Raw genomic sequence first — 19,163 nt, 5'->3', positions numbered from 1 at the left:
GGAGGCCCACTGAGCACTGAGCGACGCGGAAGAAGGTGGGATGCGGGGATGACTGTCGGTGAGAGCAGGCCCTTACCGCCACCATGTGCCTCCGGAGGTCCCGCCGCGTCGGGGACACGTACGGAGTCCCGGAACGGTACGAACGGGATCAAGGCCGGGGCCGGTACCGATGGGGCCGCCATCGATACGTGGAGTTCCGGGATCGACCCCGACGACCTCCCCGACGGCCTGATCGTCGCCGACGAGACCGGCCGGGTCATCTGCTTCAACGCGGCCGCCACCCGCATCACCGCCGTACCGCCCTCCGACGCCCTGGGGCAGCCGCTCGAACGCGCCCTGCCGCTGGAGGACCTGAAGGGCCGCCGCTGGTGGGCGCTGACCGATCCGTACGGCGGACTCGCCACCCGGGTCGGCCAGCCCGAGCGCAATCTGCTGCTCCCCGGCGGCCGTGAGGTCCTGGTCTCCGCCCGCTACGTGCGGACGTATCCGACCGGTCCCGTCCACCGTGTGGTCGTCTCCGTCCGCGGCACCGAGGCCCGCCGCCGCACCGAACGCAGCCATGCCGAGCTGATCGCCACCGTCGCCCATGAACTGCGCTCCCCGCTGACCTCCGTGAAGGGGTTCACGGCGACGCTGCTCGCCAAGTGGGAACGGTTCACCGACGACCAGAAGCGGCTGATGCTGGAGACCGTCGACGCGGACGCCAACCGGGTGACCCGGCTGATCGCCGAACTGCTGGACATCTCCCGTATCGACTCGGGACGGCTGGAGGTACGGCGCCAGCCGGTCGACATCGGGGCGGCCGTCGGACGCCATGTGCAGGCGCACACCGCCGCGGGACAGTCGCCGGACCGTTTCCTCGTACGGATACAGCAGCCGCTGCCCGACCTGTGGGCCGATCCCGACAAGATCGACCAGATCCTCGGCAACCTGCTGGAAAACGCGGTGCGCCACGGCGAGGGAACCGTCACCATCGAGGTGGCGCCCGCGCGTATCGCACGCGCGGAGAGCGCCACGAAAGCGGCCGGGAGCACGTGCGGCGCCGGGAGCGAGGACAGTGCCGAGAGCGTGGACGGCGCGGAGAAGGGGACGGCGGTCACCGTGTGCGACGAAGGCCCCGGCATCCCCGAGGAATCGATGAGCCGCGTCTTCACGCGTTTCTGGCGGGGGAGCAAACGGGGCGGGACAGGTCTCGGGCTGTATATCGTCAAGGGCATCGTCGAGGCCCACGGCGGTACGATCACGGTCGGCCGCGGACCCGGCGGCGGAGCCCAGTTCCGATTTGTTCTGCCCGTCGCCGCTCCGGCCTATCTGTCCTGAGCGTCCAGGTCCTGCCCCTCCGGTGTGTGAGAGCGGAGAGACAGGCCCACGGGCCACTTCACCCTCGTACGGCCTTGGGGCCCTTACGGAGTGTGCGGCCGGCTCGCGACGCCTGGCACCACGCCTCGCCGCGTTGTCGGAGGCGTCCGAGTACGTCCAGTACGCGGACGATCCTCCGCCTTGCGATGCGCGGCACCAGACGCCGCGAGCTACTCGTCCGCCACTCCGCAAGGACCCCTTAGACTCGACTTTTGGCACCCAGGCCCTGTCGCGGCGCCCCCAGTGTTCGAGCAGGGTCGTTTCGCCAGCCAATCGGAAGTACGGGAAGAGATGTCGGCACCCAACAAGTCGTACGACCCAGTCGAGGTCGAGGCACTGAAACCGGAGCAGATCGAGCGCATGCGGGACGAGGCGCTCGCCGCCTTCGCCGCGGCCGGTGACCTCGACGCACTCGCCCACGCCAAGACCGCCCACACCTCGGGCACCTCGCCGCTCGCCCTCGCCAACCGGGAGATCGGCGCACTGCCGCCGCAGGCCAAGGCCGAGGCCGGCAAGCGCGTCGGCCAGGCGCGCGGGGCCGTCAGCAAGGCCCTCGCCGCCCGTCAGACGGAGCTGGAGGCCGAGCGCGACACCCGAGTGCTGGTCGAGGAGGCGGTGGATGTCACGCTGCCGTACGACCGCACCCCGGCCGGCGCCCGCCATCCGCTGACCACGTTCATGGAGCGGGTCGCGGACGTCTTCGTCGCCATGGGCTACGAGGTCGCCGAAGGGCCCGAGGCCGAGGCGGAGTGGTTCAACTTCGACGCGCTCAACTTCGTGCCCGACCACCCGGCGCGCCAGATGCAGGACACCTTCTTCGTCCAGGGCCCCGAGGGCACCACGGGCGACGAGTCCGGTGTCGTGCTGCGTACGCACACCTCGCCGGTCCAGGCCCGTGCCCTGATCGACCGCGAGCCGCCCGTCTACATCGTCTGCCCGGGGCGGGTCTACCGCACCGACGAGCTGGACGCCACGCACACCCCGGTCTTCCACCAGATCGAGCTGCTGGCCGTCGACGAGGGGCTCACCATGGCCGACCTCAAGGGCACGCTGGACCACATGGTCCAGGCGCTCTTCGGCCCGGACATGAAGACCCGGCTCCGTCCGAACTTCTTCCCCTTCACCGAGCCGTCCGCCGAGATGGACATGGTCTGCTACGTGTGCCGCGGCGCCTCGGTCGGCAACCCCGACCGGCCCTGCCGCACCTGTGGCAGCGAGGGCTGGATCGAGCTGGGCGGCTGCGGCATGGTCAACCCGAAGGTGCTGACCGCCTGCGGCGTCGACCCCCGGAAGTACAGCGGATTCGCCTTCGGGTTCGGCATCGAACGGATGCTCATGTTCCGCCACAACGTCGAAGACATGCGAGACCTGGTCGAGGGTGACGTCCGGTTCACCCGGCCGTTCGGGATGGAGATCTGATGCGCGTCCCGCTTTCCTGGCTGCGGGAGTACGTCGACCTGCCGGTGACGGAGACCGGCCGCGATGTGCAGGCCAAGCTCGTCTCCGCCGGTCTGGAGGTCGAGACCGTCGAGCAGCTCGGCGCCGGCCTCAAGGGCCCCCTCGTCGTCGGCAAGGTGCTCACCATCGAGGAACTGGAGGGCTTCAAGAAGCCCATCCGCTTCTGCACCGTCGACGTCGGCACCGCCAACGGCACCGGTGAGCCGCAGGAGATCGTCTGCGGCGCGCGGAACTTCGCCGTCGGCGACAAGGTCGTCGTGGTCCTCCCCGGCGCGGTGCTGCCGGGCGACTTCGCGATCTCCGCGCGCAAGACGTACGGCAGGACCTCGCACGGCATGATCTGCTCCGGCGACGAGCTGGGCATGGGCGATGACGGCACGGGCGGCATCATCGTGCTGCCGCCCGAGCACGAGGCCGGTACCGACGCCATCGCGCTCCTGGAGCTGGTGGACGAGGTCCTCGACATCGCCGTCACGCCCGACCGCGGCTACTGCCTCTCGCTGCGCGGGGTCGCCCGCGAGACCGCCATCGCGTACGGTCTGCCGCTGCGCGACCCGGCGCTGCTCGACACCCCCGCGCCGAACGCGTTCGGCTACCCGGTGAAGATCGCCGACCCGGCGGGCTGCGACCGCTTCACGGCCCGTACGGTCACCGGTCTCGACCCCGAGGCCCGCAGCCCCATCTGGCTGCGGCGCCGGCTCCAGAAGGCCGGTATGCGGCCGATCTCGCTCGCGGTCGACATCACCAACTACGTGATGCTGGAGCTGGGGCAGCCGCTGCACGCGTACGACCGGTCCCGGCTCGACGGGCCGATCGGCGTCCGGCGCGCGCACGCCGGCGAGAAGATCACCACGCTCGACGGCGCCAAGCGGGTCCTGGACGCCCAGGACCTGGTCATCACCGACGACCGGGGCCCGATCGGCATCGCCGGCGTGATGGGCGGGGCCGACACCGAGATCGCCGATGTCGTCACCGACCCCGAGACGGGTGAGACGCGGGGCACGACGGAGGTGGTCATCGAGGCCGCGCACTTCGACGCGATCACCATCGCCCGCACCGCGCGCCGCCACAAGCTGCCCTCCGAGGCGTCCAAGCGCTTCGAGCGCGGAGTGGACCCGCAGGCCACGGCCGCCGCCGCGCAGCGGACCGTCGACCTGCTGGTGCTGCTCGCCGGCGGCTCCGCCGAGGCCGGTGTCACCGATGTCGTCGCGCCCTCCGGGCCGCACACCATCGCCATGCCCGCCGATCACCCCGACCGCGTCGCGGGTGTCGACTACGGCCGGGAGACCGTCGTACGACGGCTCCAGGAGATCGGCTGCGACGTGTACGGGCAGGACGAGCTGATCGTCACCGTCCCGTCCTGGCGCCCCGACCTCGGCGAGCCCAACGACCTCGCCGAGGAGGTCATCCGCCTGGAGGGGTACGAGAACCTCCCCTCGACGCTGCCCACCCCGCCCTCGGGCCGCGGGCTCACCGACCGTCAGCGGCTGCGCCGCGGGATCGGCCGCGCGCTCGCCGGAGCCGGCTATGTCGAGGCGCTGAACTACCCGTTCATCGGTGACGCGGTGCTCGACGCGTTCGGACTGCCCGCCGACGACGACCGGCGCCGTACGGTCACGCTCGTCAACCCGCTCTCCGACGAGGAACCGGCGCTGCGCACCACGTTGCTGCCGGGTCTCCTCACCGCGCTGCGCCGCAACGACGGGCGCGGTTCGCACGACCTGGCGCTCTTCGAGACCGGTCTGGTCTTCCGGCCGACCGGCGAGGAGACCGTACCGGTCCGGCTGTCCGTCGACGGACGTCCGTCCGACGAGGAACTGGCCGGACTGGACGCCGCGTTGCCGCTCCAGCCGCGGTACGCCGCGGTCGTCCTGGCCGGGGCGCGTGAGCAGGCCGGCTGGTGGGGCAAGGGCCGCCCGGCCGACTGGGCGGACGCCGTCGAGGCCGCCCGTACCGTCGCCAAGCAGGCCGGGGCCGCCCTCGCCGTACGGGCCGGCCGGCGTGAGCCGTGGCACCCGGGCCGCTGCGCGGCCCTGCTCGCCACCGTGAACGGCGAGGAGACGCTCGTCGGCCACGCCGGAGAGCTGCACCCGCGCGTCGTCAAGGCGCTCGGGCTGCCGGAGCGCACCTGCGCCATGGAGATCGACCTCGATCTGCTGGAGCGGGCGGGCACCGGCCCGCTCCAGGCGCCGCGGATCTCCTCCTACCCGGTCGCCACCCAGGACGTGGCGCTGGTCGTCCCCCAGGACGTGCCGGCCGCCGAGGTGGAGCGGGCGCTGCACGAGGGCGCGGGTGAACTCCTGGAGTCCCTGCGGCTGTTCGACGTCTTCGCCGGAGAGCAGATCGGCGAGGGGCGCAAGTCGCTCGCGTACGCCCTGCGCTTCCGCGCGGCGGACCGGACGCTGACGGTCGAGGAGGCCACGGCCGCCCGTGACGCGGCGGTCGCGCTCGCGGCCGAGCGGACCGGGGCGGTGCTGCGCGGAGCGTAGTACCCGGTACTCAGTGAGGGGCGCGTCCGGAATTCCGGACGCGCCCCTCACTCGTCCGGGTGGGCTGTGGGGTCGGCGTCGTCCGCCCCGCGGCGGAGTGTCGGGCAGGACTGCGGGACGGACGACGCCGTTTCGGGCCACCGCACTGATACGAGGGGGAGCCGGCGGCCCGGCGGCCCCGTTGCGGAGCGAGGCGATTCAAGTCAACCCGCCGGGCGGTCCGATGGACAGTGTGCGCACGGTCCGGACGAGGGCATTCCGTTCACACCCCGTGCGATTGCCCCTTCGCTACTCTTGACATGACGAGTCATCGGAGGGGCCACATGCAGCCCAACAGCCTGCTCGATTCCCTGCTCGACGAGGCGGGTATCTCCCACGCCGGTCTTGCCGCCCGTATCAATCAGGCGGGCCGGGCCAGAGGCATCGCGTTGCGGTACGAACACACCGCCGTGTCACGGTGGTTGAAGGGCCAGCGGCCACGCGGCCAGGTGCCCGACCTGATCTGCGCGGTCCTCAGCGACCGGCTGCGCCGCCCGCTCACCCTGGACGACATCGGGCTCGGAGTGGCGGGAGAAGCGCTGATGCCCGGCGCCACACCGCTCGCCGGGTTCGTGGAGCGGGCCACCGCGTTGTGGCGCAGTGACGAACAGCAACGGCCGCACATAGTCGAGGCTCCGGCCGTCACCGGCACGCCCGCGATCATGCCCGTATGGGAGTGGGAGAACCCACCGGAGGACTCCGACGTCTCCCGCAGCGGCTGTACGAGAGTGGGCCCGGCCGACATCAAGTTGATGCGGGCGGCCAGGGCGCACTACGAGCTGATGTACCGAAGAGCCGGCGGCGTCGCCACCCGCGCCCGTGTCGTCGGCTTCCTCAACGCCGAGACCGCGCCCCTGCTGCGCGGCGGGTACAGCGACGCCCTGGGACGTCAACTGCACCGGTCCACGGGCGGGTTGGTCGCGGTGGCCGGTATCTGCGCGTACGACTCCGACGCCCATGGTCTCGCCCAGCGCTACTTCCACCAGGCGCTGCGGCTGGCCAAGGCCAGTGGCGACCGGGGGCTTGGCGCCTATGTGATCGCGTTGCTGGTCAACCAGTCGCTGTTCATGGGGGAGTACCGCCAGGCCGTCGCGTTCGCCGAGGCCGCGCTGCGCACGGCGGGGCGCCAGATCACCCCCGCGCTGGCCGCGGATCTGTACGCGATGCAGGCCAAGGCGTACGCCCATCTCGGCGACAGCGGCGCCGCGCTCGGCTGTATCCGGCTCGCGGAGACGGAAGCGGAGCGTATCCGGCCGTCGGGCGAGCCGGACGAGACGGGCTACGTCCAGCCGGGACTGGTGAACGTACAGGTGGCGGAGGCGCTGCTCAGCCTCGGTGATCTGACAGCCGCTCGGGTGCACGCGGCCGCTGCCGTGGACACACCGGCGCACGACCGCGGGCGCGTGCACCGGCTCGCGATGCTCAGCCATATCGAATTGCGGCAGGGCGAACCGGACCGCGCCGCGAGGACGGCGGCGGAGATGGCCGAACGGGCCAGGGGAATGGAGTCCCAGCGACTGCGGGACCGACTGCGCGCGGTACGGGAACAGCTGGTGGCCAGCGGTTCCGCCGACGCGGAGGAGACGGCCGAACTGATCGACGGGGCGCTCAGTCTCCCTCTCTGAGCCCCATCGCGGGCCCGTGGTCGTCCCCGGGACACGTCCCGCGCCATCACCGTGGGGTTCCTGTGCAGTCCCCGCGTGGTTCCCCGCATAGTCACCGCGGAGTCTGGGTGTAGTCCCTGTGGAGAGCTTCCGTAGTCCCTACGGAGGCCTCGCGGAGGCCCTGCACCGGTCCTCCGTGAGCCCCCTACGCGTTCCCGTGAAGGTGAGCTGCTGCTGCGATATTGCCATCAACTTGTCGGAAGGTGGCAGAAACGTGCAGTGGACGAAACTAACCGAACAGACTGTGTACGAGAATCGCTGGTTCCGGGTCAACCTGGCGGACGTCAAACTCCCTGACGGCCGGCACCTGGACCACTTCCTCATCCGGCTCCGTCCGGTCGCCGTCGCGACCGTGGTCAACCCGGCGAACGAGGTGCTCATGCTCTGGCGGCACCGCTTCATCACCGACAGCTGGGGCTGGGAGCTGGCCGCGGGTGTCGTCGAGGACGGCGAGGACATCGAGACCGCCGCGGCACGGGAGATGGAGGAGGAGACCGGGTGGCGCCCCGGACCGCTCCGGCATCTCCTGACGGTCGAGCCGTCCAACGGCCTGACCGACGCCCGCCATCATCTCTACTGGGCCGAGGACGCCACGTTCATCGGCTATCCCGAGGACGATTTCGAGTCCTCGCGCCGGGAGTGGGTGCCGCTCAAGCTGGTGCCCGACATGATCGCCAGGGGCGAGGTCCCGGCCGCCAATATGGCGGCCGGGCTGCTGATGCTCCATCACTTACGGCTGGGATGACTCCGGTTCGGGGCCCTGCGGGCCGGGTCGAGGCCCGGTGGAGCGGGCGTTCCGGGTGGAGGTCCGGCGGTGGTGAATGATCCAGGTCCGGTCCGGTCGGTCCTGCCGGATCGGACCGGGGCGTCTGGTGCGGTGGTTCGCAAGACGCCGCCGCGCCAGGCGTTCCGTGCCAGGCGTTCCGTGCCCGGCAGGGATCGGCCGGGCGGGGACCTTCGCAACACGTCCTAGTGCCCGATGCCCTGCCAGACCGTCACCGCGAGTGCTGCGACTGAGCAGAGAGCGGCCACGGCGGGCAGCGGCCACCTGGCGTTCTCCAGGGCCGCGACGCGCGCGGCCAGATCGTCCATGTCCTTGTCGGTCTCGTCGTGGCGATGGGCCAGCAGCGCCAGTCTGCCGTCGGTCCTTGCGAGACCGACGTCGAGGCCGCGGCGTAACTCCGCGTGGCTCTCGACGGCCACGGAATAATCGGGGTCGGTGGGCACGAGTCCGCTCCTGTTCGGGAAAGTTGTACGACAGTTCCTTGAGTGGGTGGAACTGAGTCAACTACGCCTGGACGGAGGGCATCAGGGTGCGTGGATGGCATATGCGAGCGCCCTTCGCACACTCCGTGCGAATCACGAACGCGGGGGGTACTCGGAAGTACGGACGGCAGCATTCCGGAGCGGGCACGCCCGCACTCCGGAGCGTGAGCGGGAGTGCTCCGGAGTGCGGGCGGGGCGCGCGGAGGTACGGGGACGGGGCACGCGGAGGTACCGGTGAGCGTGCGTGCTCAGAGGTACGTGTAGAAGCCCGCGCCCGTCTTGCGGCCGAGCCGGCCCGCGTCCACCATCCGCTGAAGCAGCGGGGGAGCGGCGTACAGCGGCTCCTTGAACTCCGCGTACATCGAGTCGGCGACCGAGGCCACCGTGTCCAGGCCGATCAGATCGGCGAGTTTGAGCGGCCCCATCGGGTGGGCGCAGCCGAGCTCCATGCCGTTGTCGATGTCCTCGCGGCTCGCGATGCCCGACTCGAACATCCGGATCGCGGAGAGCAGATACGGAATGAGGAGCGCGTTCACCACAAAGCCCGAGCGGTCCTGCGCCCGGATCGGGTGCTTGCCCAGCAGCTCCCGGACGACGGTGTCGGCGCGCCGGATCGTCTCCTCGGAGGTCGTCAGCGCGGGGATCAGCTCGACCAGCTTCTGCACGGGCGCCGGGTTGAAGAAGTGGATCCCGATGACCTGGTCGGGACGGGAGGTCGCGACGGCCAGCTTGACCAGTGGAATGGAGGAGGTGTTGGAGGCCAGGATCGCGTCGGGGCGGGTCACGACCTGGTCGAGCACCTGGAAGATCTCGGTCTTGACCTGCTCGTTCTCCACGACCGCCTCGATGACGAGGTCGCGGTCGGCGAACTCCCCGAGGTCGGTGGTGAAGCTGAGCCTGCCGAGTGCGGCCTCGCTCTCCTCCTCGGTGATCTTGCCCCGTTCCGCTGCCTTCGAGAGGGAGTTCAGAAGCCGGGTGCGGCCGATTTCCAGGGCTTCCCCGGTGGTCTCGGCGACCATGACCTCCAGGCCGCTGCGAGCGGCGACCTCCGCGATGCCTGCGCCCATCTGGCCGCAGCCCACCACTCCGACGCGGGCGATATCGGTCAGGGTGTCGGTCACATCGTGCCTTTCGCTGGTCCGTGTCCCGGCAGGTCGTCCCGGTGTTTCGGCACCTGCCTCCGGACAGGACGTTACTCCGTCCGGGTGTGTGGACGACGTGCCGGGGCGGGCATGCTCAGCGGACACGGCGGGCCGCGGGCGCCGAGGTCCTGTCCGGACGGACCCGGTGGGAAGGAAGGCGTATGGAGCAAGGAGACAGGGAGCAGCACATGGGGCAGGGGCGCGGTGGCGATCTCGTCGGAAGAACGGGCACGGGGCAGGGCGGCGGACGGATCGGCCGTCGGGAGCTGGCGGTGGCGGCGGCCGGGATGGCGGCCTCGCTGATGATGACCGGGGACGCGGCCGCGGTGGTACGCGCACGAGGGCACGGAGGGCATGGCGGGGGCGGGGGACACCATGCCGCGCGCGGCGAATTGCGCGGTATGTGGATGGCGACCGTCACCAACCGTGACTGGCCCTCGAAACCGGGACTGACAGCCGCGCGGCAGAAGGCCGAACTGATCACATACCTGGACACGGCGGTGGCCCGCAAGCTGAACGCCGTCGTGCTCCAGGTCCGGCCCACGGCGGACGCCCTGTGGCCCTCCCCGTACGAACCCTGGGCGCAGTGCCTCACCGGCACTCAGGGCAAGGACCCGGGCTGGGACCCGCTGGGGACGGCGGTGCGCGAGGCGCACGCGCGCGGGCTGGAGCTGCACGCCTGGTTCAATCCGTACCGCGTCGCCACCCACGCCGATCCGTCGCGGCTTTCCGCGAAACACCCGGCGCGCGTGCACCCGGACTGGGTCCTGCCGTACGGCGGGAAGCTGTACTACAACCCGGGGCTGCCCGAGGTCAGGAAATTCGTCCAGGACGCGATGCTGGACGCCGTCAAGCGCTACGACATCGACGCGGTGCACTGGGACGACTACTTCTACCCGTATCCGGTCGCCGGGCAGACCTTCAAGGACGACGCGGCGTACGAACGCTACGGGGGCGCCTTTGCGAACAAGGCGGCGTGGCGGCGGGACAACACCGACCGGCTGGTACGGGAGACGGCCGACCGGATCAAGAAGATCAAGAAGGATGTGCGGTTCGGGATCAGCCCGTTCGGGGTGTGGCGCAACATCGCCACCGATCCCGCCGGTTCCGACACCCGGGCGGGCGTGCAGACGTACGACGATCTGCACGCCGACACCCGCAAGTGGGTCCAGAAGGGCTGGATCGACTACATCGCCCCGCAGTTGTACTGGAACATCGGCTTCGCCGCGGCCGACTACGCGAAGCTGCTGCGCTGGTGGGACGGGGTGGTACGGGGGACGGGCGTCGATCTCTACATCGGCGAGGCCCTCTACAAGGCGGGGGACCCGGCACAGCCGGCCGCCTGGCAGGACCCGGCCGAGCTGTCCCGGCATCTCACCCTCGCCAAGAAGTACCCCGGGGTGCACGGGCACTGCTACTTCTCGGGGAAGGAAGTCGGTACGGATCCGATCGGGGCGATGACGCGGGTGGTGAAGGACCACTACGGCAAGCGGGCGCCGCTGCGAGGCGGTACGGGCTGAGGCGGTGCGGGCCGAGGCGGTGCGGGCCGCGCTGAGCCGGGGCCCCGTGCGGGGCGGACGGGGGCTGGTCTCCCTCAGCCGCGCGCCCGTTGGGTGACCGCGATGCAGACCAGTACCGCCACGGCCGCCACCGGCGCGGCGGGCGTGAGCTGTTCCCCGAGCAGAAACACCGACCAGACCAGGGTCAGCACCGGCTGGGCGAGCTGAAGCTGGCTCGCCCTGGCGATGCCGATCGACGCCATGCCGCGGTACCAGACGTACAGCCCGAAGAAGGTCGAGACCGCGGCCACCCAGACGAGTCCGATCACCCCGTGGCCCGTCAAGCGCACCGGTTCGAAGGCCAGGGCCACCGCCAGGCCCGTCACCGAGAGCGGCAGACACGCGATCAGCGCCCAGCCGATCACCTGCCAGCCCGGCATCACCCGGGCCAGCCTGCCGCCCTCCGTGTACCCCGCGGCGCACACCAGCAGCGCGCCGAAGAGGTGGACATCGCCGGTGGAGACGGACCCGCCGCTCTGCTGGACCGCGAAGGTGATCACCACGGCGGCGCCGACGAGGGCGGCGACCCAGAACGTACGGGCGGGGCGGCGGCCCGTACGGACGGCGGCGAACGCGGCCGTGGTCAGCGGCAGCAGACCGACCACCACGGCCGCGTGCGAGGTGGTGGAGGTCTCCAGCGCCAGCGTCGTCAGGAGCGGGAAGCCGACCACGACCCCGCCGGCGACCACCGCGAGCCCGCCCCGGTGCCGACGCTCGGGGACCGGGACGCGCAGCGCCAGCAGAAAGCCCCCGGCGATGAGTGCGGCGAGCGCGCTGCGCAGGGCGACGAACGACCAGGGGCCGAAGCTCTCCAGCCCCCACGCGGTGGACGGGAAGGTGAGGGAGAAGGCCACCACGCCCAGCACGGCGAGGAGCGTGCCTCTGCCGGCGGTCTCGTCCGTGCCGCTGTTGACCGCTATCGTCGAGGTGTGAGTAGCGCTATTCTCTGCTGTCATGCAAGAGCGTAGCAGCGTGGCTGAACTGGCAGACTCCCTGAGGCGGGAATTGAACCGCTACTCACCTGGTGGAAAGCTGCCGTCGAGCCGGGTGCTGGTCGACCGGTACCGGGTCTCCCCGGTGACTGTCTCCCGGGCACTCGCCCGGCTCGCGTCCGAAGGGCTGGTCGTGACCCGCCCCGGTGCCGGGGTCTTCCGCGCGCCCGCCCGGACCGGGACGCCGGCGCCCGGTGACACCTGCTGGCAGGAGGTCACCCTCAGCGCCGACGCCGCCACCGAACTCGTGCCGCGCGCCGTCGACGCCTCCGGTGTCCTGATCACCCTGGCCGCGCCGCCGCCCGGCGTCATCGAGTTCACCGGCGGCTATCTCCACACCTCGCTCCAGCCCGAACAGGCGATGGCCGCGGCCCTGGCGCGGGCGGGCAGGCGGCCCGGCGTCTGGAGCAGGCCGCCCGCCGACGGACTGCACGAACTGCGGGCCTGGTTCGCCCGGTGGATCGGAGGCAGCCGCACGGCGGCGGAAGTCCTGGTCACGGGGGGTGGGCAGAGCGCGCTCACCACCGCGCTGCGGGCGCTCGCCCCGCCCGGTGCGCCCATCCTGGTCGAGTCGCCCACGTACCCGGGGACGCTGGCCATCGCCCGCGCCGCCGGGCTGCGCCCGGTGCCGGTGCCGGTGGACCGCGACGGAGTACGGCCCGATCTCCTCGCCGCCGCCTTCCGGGCCTCCGGTGCCCAGGTCTTCGTGTGCCAGCCGCTCTTCCAGAACCCCACCGGAGCCGTGCTCTCCCCGGAGCGCAGGCCCGAAGTGCTGCGCATCGCGCGGGAGTTCGGGGCCTTCGTGATCGAGGACGACTTCGCGCGGCTGATGGTGCACACGGACGCGGGCCCGCTGCCCGAGACGCTCGCCGCGCATGACCCCGACGGCGTCGTCGTCCATGTCTGCTCACTCACCAAGGCGACCTCCCCGAGCCTGCGGATGGGCGCGCTCGCGGCCCGGGGTCCGGTCCTGGAGCGACTGCGCGCCATCCATGTGGTCGACACCTTCTTCGTCCCGCGCCCGTTCCAGGAAGCCACTCTGGAACTGGTGGGATCGGCCGCCTGGAAGCGTCATCTGCGCACCGTGTCCGCCGAGTTGCAGACCCGCAGAAACACCCTGGCCGCCGCGCTGCGCACCGAACTGCCCGAACTCGCCCTCCCGTACGTCCCGTCCGGCGGCTACCACCTCTGGCTCCGCCTCCCCGACGGCACCGACGAGCGGGAGGTCGTCTCCGCCGCTCTGCGCGCGGGCGTCGCGGTGGCCCCGGGCCGCCCGTACTTCAGCGCCGAACCACCGGCCGCACACCTGCGGTTGAGTTTCGCGGCGGTGGCGGGCCCCGCCGAGATCGCCGAGGGGGTACGGCGGCTGCGTACGGCGTGCGACGAGGTGCTCGGGTGAGGGGAGGCACCCGGATCGAGCATGACCGAGCACTCGACATGACCGAGCGCCCGACATGACCGAACACTCGAAGGGTTGATCCCAAGTCGCGTCAGTACAGGCTGAGTTGGCGCGATTATGCCTGCCGGATTCCTCTTGACCCGCTGGGCTTTCGGATCCACGATCGCGGCCATGAGTGTTCGGGTCACGTTGATCGCCGCAGCGCGCAGCTCGGACCTGTTCGACGAGCGCTTCGACGACGACCGTCCGCTCGACCAGGTCGGCTGGCACCAGATGCAGCTCGTCGCCCATGCCCTGGTCCCGCTGGCCGCCGCCGAACTCCGGTACTGCTCACCCACCTTGCGCAGCCGCGCCACCGGTGACGCCCTGGGCTTCGCGCCACTGGCCCAACCCGCCCTGCGCGACTGCGACATGGGCCGCTGGCGCGGTTTCACCCTCGGTGAGGTGATGGCCCGCGAACCGGCCTCCGTGGACACCTGGATCGCCGACCCGCGCTCCGCCCCGCACGGCGGCGAGCCCCTGCTGACCTTCATCTCCCGGATAGGGGGCTGGCTGGACACCCGTCCGGCCGAGGACATCGCCGCCATCGTCGCGGTCGCCGAACCCGCCGTCGTACGGGCGGCCCTGGTGTACGCGCTGAAGGCGCCGCCCCGGACCTACTGGTACGTGGATGTCCGGCCGCTGTCGACGGTCACCCTGACGCGCGGCCCCGGCCGTTGGAACCTGTGCCTCGACGCGGGCGCCTGAGACGCGGACGGCTGAATCGTGGACGGCTGAGACGCGGGCGGCTGAGACACGAGTGCCTGAGCAGATCCGTACGGAGCCGGGGCGGCGGGTGGATCACGACGTACCGAGCGTCTCCAGGATCTGCTCCCCGTACTTCGCCAGCTTGTTCTCGCCGACCCCGGTGACCGTGCCGAGTTCCGACAGGCTCGACGGGCTCAGCATCGCGATCTCGCGCAGCGTCGCGTCGTGGAAGACGACATACGCGGGCACGCCCTGCTCCTTCGCCGTCGCGGCCCGCCACGCGCGCAGCGTCTCGAACACCGGCAGGGCCTCCTCCGGCAGATCGACGGGCGCGGCACGGTTCCTGGCCGATTTCTCCGTCCTCTCGCGCGCGGGCGCTGCCGCCTTCTCGGGTTCGCGCCGCAGCGCGACCGGGCGCCGCCCGCCCAGTACCTCGGCGCTCTCGTCCGTGAGGACCAGCGTCCCGTAGTCGCCCTCGACGGCGATCAGCCCCTGCGCCAGCAACTGCCGCACCACACTGCGCCACTCCGCCTCGCGCAGCTCCGTACCGATACCGAACACACTGAGCGCGTCATGATCGAACTGGATGACCTTGGCCGTCTTCTTGCCCAGCAGGATGTCGGTTACCTGTCCCGCGCCGAACTTCTGATTGCGTTCGCGCTTCAGCCTGACCACGGTCGACAGCAACTTCTGCGCGGGCACCGTGCCGTCCCAGGACTCCGCCGGAGTCAGACACGTGTCGCAGTTGCCGCACGCGGTGCTCTTCTGCCCGAAGTACGCAAGCAGTTGGACCCGGCGGCACTCGACCGTCTCGCAGAGCGCGAGCATGGCGTCCACATGCTCGCTCAGCCGCCGCCGGTGCGCCTCGTCGCCCTCGGAGGTGTCGATCATCTTCCGCTGCTGGACGACATCCTGGAGGCCGTACGCCAGCCAGGCCGTGGACGGCAGCCCGTCCCGCCCGGCACGCCCGGTCTCCTGGTAGTACCCCTCGACGGACTTGGGGAGGTCGAGGTGGGCGACGAAGCGTACGTCCGGCTTGTCGATGCCCATCCCGAACGCGATGGTCGCGACCATGACCAGCCCGTCCTCCCGCAGGAAGCGTGACTGGTGCTCGGCGCGCACACGCGAGTCGAGGCCCGCGTGGTACGGCAGCGCGGAGACCCCGTTCTTGACCAGGAATTCGGCGGTCTTCTCCACCGATGCCCGCGAGAGGCAGTAGACGATTCCCGCGTCGCCGGGATGCTCGGCGCGCAGCAGTTGCAGCAGCTGCCGCTTGGGGTCGTTCTTCGGCGCGATGCGGTACTGGATGTTCGGCCGGTCGAAACTCGCGACGAAGTGCCGGGCGTCCTGGAGCTGGAGCCGGGACGCGATCTCCGCGTGCGTGGCCTCGGTGGCGGTCGCGGTCAGCGCGATACGCGGCACATCGGGCCAGCGTTCGTGCAGCGCCGACAGGGCGAGATAGTCGGGGCGGAAGTCGTGCCCCCACTGGGCCACGCAGTGTGCCTCGTCGATGGCGAACAGCGAGATCGTGCCGCGCTCCAGCAGCCGTACGGTCGCCTCGACACGCAGCCGCTCCGGCGCCAGATAGAGCAGATCCAGCTCGCCGGCCAGGAACTCGGCCTCCACCAGCCTGCGTTCGTCCAGATCCTGGGTGGAGTTCAGGAACCCGGCCCTGACGCCGAGCGCCCGCAGAGCGTCGACCTGGTCCTGCATGAGCGCGATGAGCGGCGACACGACGACGCCGACGCCTTTCCGTACCAGCGAGGGGATCTGGTAGCAGAGTGATTTTCCGCCGCCGGTCGGCATGAGGACGAGGGCGTCGCCGCCGCCGACCACATGCTCGATGATCTCCTGCTGGCTCCCGCGGAACGAGTCGTATCCGAAGACGCGGCGCAGGACACTGAGCGCCTCGCTCGCCTCGCTCCCCCCGGGAGGCGCCTCGGAGCCTGTCGCGGCAGCTGTCTCGGAAGGGGCCTCGGGACGGACGTCGGGACGGGTGTCAAGGCCGGTGTCGGAATCGGGAGCGCTCATCCGGCGATTCTACGAGGATCGCGCCACGCCGATCAGGCCGATCCGGCTGCTCTGCCCGATCCGGCCGGACCCGGTGGTCCCGTACGGGGAAACCGTGCCGCCGCCGACCTGGCAAACCGATGTAGGACATGGCCTGACCTGCATGCGATCTAGCGTCGGCCATCCGACCTCGTACCGCGGGGAACGCCCGCGGTACCGGAAACATCCACACCGCGAGGAAAGACTCGCACCGCAGGAAACAGGAGACACCCATGAGCTACGTCACCAGCAATCAGCCGGACGGTACCCCGACATGGATCGATCTTGACGTGCCTGACCTCGGTCGCGCGACGGAGTTCTACGGGGCGCTCCTCGGCTGGGACTTCAGCGTCGAATCGGCGGGGGAGACCACGGGCACGGAGAGCGCGGCAGGGGCCGGGGCAGGGTCCGGCGGCTATGCGATGTGTCTTCTGCGCGGCCGTGCCGTCGCGGGTCTCCGGCAGACCCCGGCGGCCGGAGCCCCCACGGCGGGCACTCCCGGCCACTGGCTCATGTACTTCGCCACCGAGGACTGCGACGCCACCGCCAAGCGCGTCACCGGCGCCGGCGGCACTCTGCTCCAGAGCCCGCAGGACGTCGGAGTGGGCCGCAGAGCCCTCGCGAAAGATCCCGTGGGTGCCCGCTTCGGGCTCTGGCAGGGCCGTACGCACCCCGGCTGCGAGATCGTGAACGAGCCGGGCTCCCTCGTCCGCAATGATCTGACCACCCCGGATCCCGGCCCGGCGCGGGCGTTCTATCCGGCGGTCTTCGACTTCACCCTGGACGCCAACGACGATCTTCCGGACGCCGACTTCACCTTCCTGCGCCGCCCTGACGGTCATGAGATCGGCGGCATCATGGGCGTACCGGCGGCGGACGTACCCACGGCGGACGTACCCACCGCGGCGGCCTCCGTCTGGCAGACGCTCTTCGAGGTCGCCGACACCGACGCCACGGTCCGCCGGGCCGTCGCGGCGGGCGGCACCGCGAGTGCCCCCGTGGACACCATCTATACGCGGATGGCGGAGATCACCGATCCCTTCGGCACCACCTTCCAGGTGGGCGCCAGGCCCCGGGGCGGCCGGGAGAGCTGAGCCGCCCCGGGCGGCGCGGTCGTCCTTCAGGAGCGTCGTCGTACTTCACGTACGTGTGCGTCCTTCAGGCGTGCTGCGGGATCTCGTCCTTGAGCCCGGCGCGGATCTGCTCACGCAGCTCGGGGCCGTCCATGTGCCCGTGCACGGACGCGGCGTGCTCGCCGGCGGCGCGGACCACTTCCTCCTCCTCGCCGGAAATGGCGAGGGTGCATTTCGTCTCGCTGGGGAAATCGCGGCAATCGGCTATTTTGCGCATGATGCACCTCCTCGTACCAGTATCCACCACTCACTGGGTGCTCGGACTGGTCCGGGGCCGGGTTCGATCCCGTACCTCATCCAAACGAAACGCCCTGTTCCTCGTCGTCGTCCTCGTCCTCGATCAGGTCCTCCAGGTCGTCGGCCCCCTTGTCGGCGACCTCCCCGAGGAACCGCGCACAGGTCCAGGCTTCCGGTCCGCTCACGCCTTCCGGTGCCGGGAACTCGTCCGGCGCGTAGAAGTGCGGCATCCCCTCCCGGAACTCCGCGTACCGCAGCCGGGGGTGCTCGTCGGTGTGGGCGCACTCCTGTGGCCGGGGGATGCCGGCGACGGTGCGCAGTACCGGGAGGATGTCGCGGACCACGGGGAGCGCCGGGCTCGGATACGCGACGTGCATCGCCTGGTAGGCGGTGAGCAGCAGTACGGCGCGTTCACGGTCGCCGGAGGAGTGCTCGTACCGCCGGGCCGCCCACAGGCCCAGGTCCTCGGCGTACTCCTCGTTCCAGGGCAGCTCGTCGAGCCGCTCCGTGATCTTCTCGATGTCCAGCCGCCCGTCCGGGCGCAGGTACTCCGCGTCGGCGTGGGAGGTGTCGCGCCGGCCGAAGAGCGCCTCGCGGCGTTCACACAGCTGACCCAGCGAAGCCCGCGCGGTGGCGGCGGTGAATGCCGGGCACAGCAGGGTCTCCAGTGGCGGGGCCCCCATTCCCCTGCGGCGGTCGCGTTCATAGGCGCCCCGGCCGCCGGCGGAGCTCAGCCTGATGCCCAGCTCGGCGGCCGACGGTCCGCTGTCGGGCAGTTGGGGGTGGCCGTCCGGGCCGTGCGGGCACGGACCGGAGTCGTGCGTCAGAGTCTTTTCCAGCGCCTCGATCAGGTCGTCGAGGACCGACTTCTTGCGCACCATGCCGGAGACGGCGTACCAGCTCACCGCCCTGACGACCATGACCCGGCCCGCGCGTTCGTCCGGATCCGCCGCGGTGGACAGGTTCCAGCCCTGCGAGGCGATCTCGTCATCGATGTCGGTCCACGGCTTCGCGTACCCCTCGAGGAGGGCGGAGAGCGTGCTGATGGCGTCCAGCGCCTCCATCGGCAGGCGCGCGGGGATGTCCGTGGCCGAGCCCGGCTCGATGATGTCCATGGCGATCCGCGCGAATCCGGCCGCGTTGAGCGGACAGAGCCACTCGTCCCGGGGCCGGTCCTCCTGCCACTCGTCCGTCTCGTCGGCGAGCGGCGGCAGCAGGGCGGCGAGGTCTTCGTCGTCCTCGTCGGTATGGGTCTCGTACGGGTGGGAGGCGTGGTCGCAGCGCCGGGCCCGCATGGCCTTGTCCGCGGCCCGAAGGGCGTCGACCGCTGCGGTGACCACCCCCTCGCCCGGCAGCCAGGTGAGATAGGGGGCGGTCAGGACCAGCCCGAACGTCCACAGATACGCCAACTCGCCGACGGGGTCGGCGGCGAGGAGGGCGGCGCAGTCGAGGACGGTCCGGTCGTTCCGGCTGTCTTCGGAAACTTGGTGATCCTCGCGGATCCCGTTCCAGGATTGGATGAGTTCATCGAGGGGTGTGCCGTCCATATCCATCACGATCATGACGACGCGACAACGGAGTCTCCGGGTTCCGCCCAGGGGCCGGCGTCTTGGGGCCGACGAGGTGGCCG

Annotated in this window: 15 protein-coding genes; 9 read left to right on the top strand and 6 right to left on the bottom strand. The window is 70.9% G+C overall.

The annotated features are described in order from the left end of the window. Positions 1-48: 48 nt before the first annotated feature. The 5 genes from ACIOJD_RS29720 (at position 49) to ACIOJD_RS29700 (ending at position 7,754) form a co-directional block, all read left to right on the top strand. Positions 49-1,320: an ATP-binding protein gene (locus ACIOJD_RS29720; RefSeq protein ID WP_401919124.1), complete on the top strand. Its 1,272-nt coding sequence runs from the start codon at positions 49-51 to the stop codon at positions 1,318-1,320. Positions 1,321-1,650: 330 nt separating this feature from the next. Then, positions 1,651-2,778, top strand: coding sequence for a phenylalanine--tRNA ligase subunit alpha (gene pheS / locus ACIOJD_RS29715; protein WP_401919123.1), 1,128 nt, complete (start codon positions 1,651-1,653; stop codon positions 2,776-2,778). After that, positions 2,778-5,306, top strand: coding sequence for a phenylalanine--tRNA ligase subunit beta (gene pheT / locus ACIOJD_RS29710; RefSeq protein WP_401919122.1), 2,529 nt, complete (start codon positions 2,778-2,780; stop codon positions 5,304-5,306). The genes pheS and pheT overlap by 1 nt, the downstream gene beginning before the upstream one ends. Positions 5,307-5,629: 323 nt before the next feature. Then, positions 5,630-6,970, top strand: coding sequence for a transcriptional regulator (locus ACIOJD_RS29705; protein WP_401919121.1), 1,341 nt, complete (start codon positions 5,630-5,632; stop codon positions 6,968-6,970). Between the two features lie 253 nt (positions 6,971-7,223). Continuing rightward, a complete protein-coding gene (locus ACIOJD_RS29700) occupies positions 7,224-7,754 on the top strand; it encodes an NUDIX hydrolase (protein ID WP_401919120.1) in 531 nt (176 codons plus the stop codon). Positions 7,755-7,978: 224 nt separating this feature from the next. Here ACIOJD_RS29700 and ACIOJD_RS29695 read toward each other — a convergent pair whose 3' ends face one another. Next, positions 7,979-8,236, bottom strand: a complete 258-nt coding sequence (locus ACIOJD_RS29695) for a hypothetical protein (RefSeq protein ID WP_401919119.1) — start codon at positions 8,234-8,236, stop codon at positions 7,979-7,981. Between the two features lie 287 nt (positions 8,237-8,523). Beyond that, complete coding sequence (locus ACIOJD_RS29690) at positions 8,524-9,384, bottom strand: 3-hydroxybutyryl-CoA dehydrogenase (RefSeq protein ID WP_401919394.1); 861 nt, start codon at positions 9,382-9,384, stop codon at positions 8,524-8,526. A 320-nt stretch (positions 9,385-9,704) separates the two neighbouring features. Between ACIOJD_RS29690 and ACIOJD_RS29685 the strand changes: the two genes are divergently transcribed. Next, the gene (locus ACIOJD_RS29685) at positions 9,705-10,937 is read left to right on the top strand and encodes a glycoside hydrolase family 10 protein (RefSeq protein WP_401919392.1); all 1,233 of its coding nucleotides are present in this window, start codon (positions 9,705-9,707) and stop codon (positions 10,935-10,937) included. A 74-nt stretch (positions 10,938-11,011) separates the two neighbouring features. Here ACIOJD_RS29685 and ACIOJD_RS29680 read toward each other — a convergent pair whose 3' ends face one another. Further along, on the bottom strand, positions 11,012-11,932 hold the full coding sequence (locus tag ACIOJD_RS29680) for a DMT family transporter (protein WP_401919118.1): 921 nt from the start codon (positions 11,930-11,932) through the stop codon (positions 11,012-11,014). On the opposite strand from ACIOJD_RS29680, the gene ACIOJD_RS29675 reads away from it, so the two are divergent. Continuing rightward, positions 11,931-13,367: a PLP-dependent aminotransferase family protein gene (locus ACIOJD_RS29675; RefSeq protein WP_401919117.1), complete on the top strand. Its 1,437-nt coding sequence runs from the start codon at positions 11,931-11,933 to the stop codon at positions 13,365-13,367. The two genes, ACIOJD_RS29680 and ACIOJD_RS29675, sit on opposite strands and share 2 nt — an antisense overlap. Before the next feature lie 171 nt (positions 13,368-13,538). Next, positions 13,539-14,114, top strand: a complete 576-nt coding sequence (locus ACIOJD_RS29670; RefSeq protein ID WP_401919116.1) for a histidine phosphatase family protein — start codon at positions 13,539-13,541, stop codon at positions 14,112-14,114. A 93-nt stretch (positions 14,115-14,207) separates the two neighbouring features. On the opposite strand, the gene recQ is transcribed toward ACIOJD_RS29670, so the two are convergent. Continuing rightward, a complete protein-coding gene (gene recQ, locus ACIOJD_RS29665) occupies positions 14,208-16,145 on the bottom strand; it encodes a DNA helicase RecQ (RefSeq protein WP_401919115.1) in 1,938 nt (645 codons plus the stop codon). Positions 16,146-16,396: 251 nt separating this feature from the next. Here recQ and ACIOJD_RS29660 point away from each other — a divergent pair, with 251 nt between their 5' ends. Further along, positions 16,397-17,257 (top strand): VOC family protein, encoded by an 861-nt coding sequence (locus tag ACIOJD_RS29660; protein ID WP_401919114.1) that lies wholly within the window; start codon positions 16,397-16,399, stop codon positions 17,255-17,257. A gap of 64 nt (positions 17,258-17,321) precedes the next feature. Here ACIOJD_RS29660 and ACIOJD_RS29655 read toward each other — a convergent pair whose 3' ends face one another. After that, positions 17,322-17,513 carry a DUF1059 domain-containing protein gene (locus tag ACIOJD_RS29655; protein ID WP_401919113.1) on the bottom strand — a complete coding sequence of 64 codons (192 nt, stop codon included), beginning with the start codon at positions 17,511-17,513 and terminating at the stop codon, positions 17,322-17,324. Positions 17,514-17,589: 76 nt separating this feature from the next. Further along, complete coding sequence (locus ACIOJD_RS29650; protein WP_401919112.1) at positions 17,590-19,080, bottom strand: hypothetical protein; 1,491 nt, start codon at positions 19,078-19,080, stop codon at positions 17,590-17,592. Positions 19,081-19,163 lie beyond the last annotated feature (83 nt).

The sequence above is a fragment of the Streptomyces sp. NPDC088116 genome (assembly GCF_044741745.1).
GTDB lineage: Bacteria > Actinomycetota > Actinomycetes > Streptomycetales > Streptomycetaceae > Streptomyces.
This window is presented reverse-complemented; position numbering and strand designations above follow the sequence as displayed.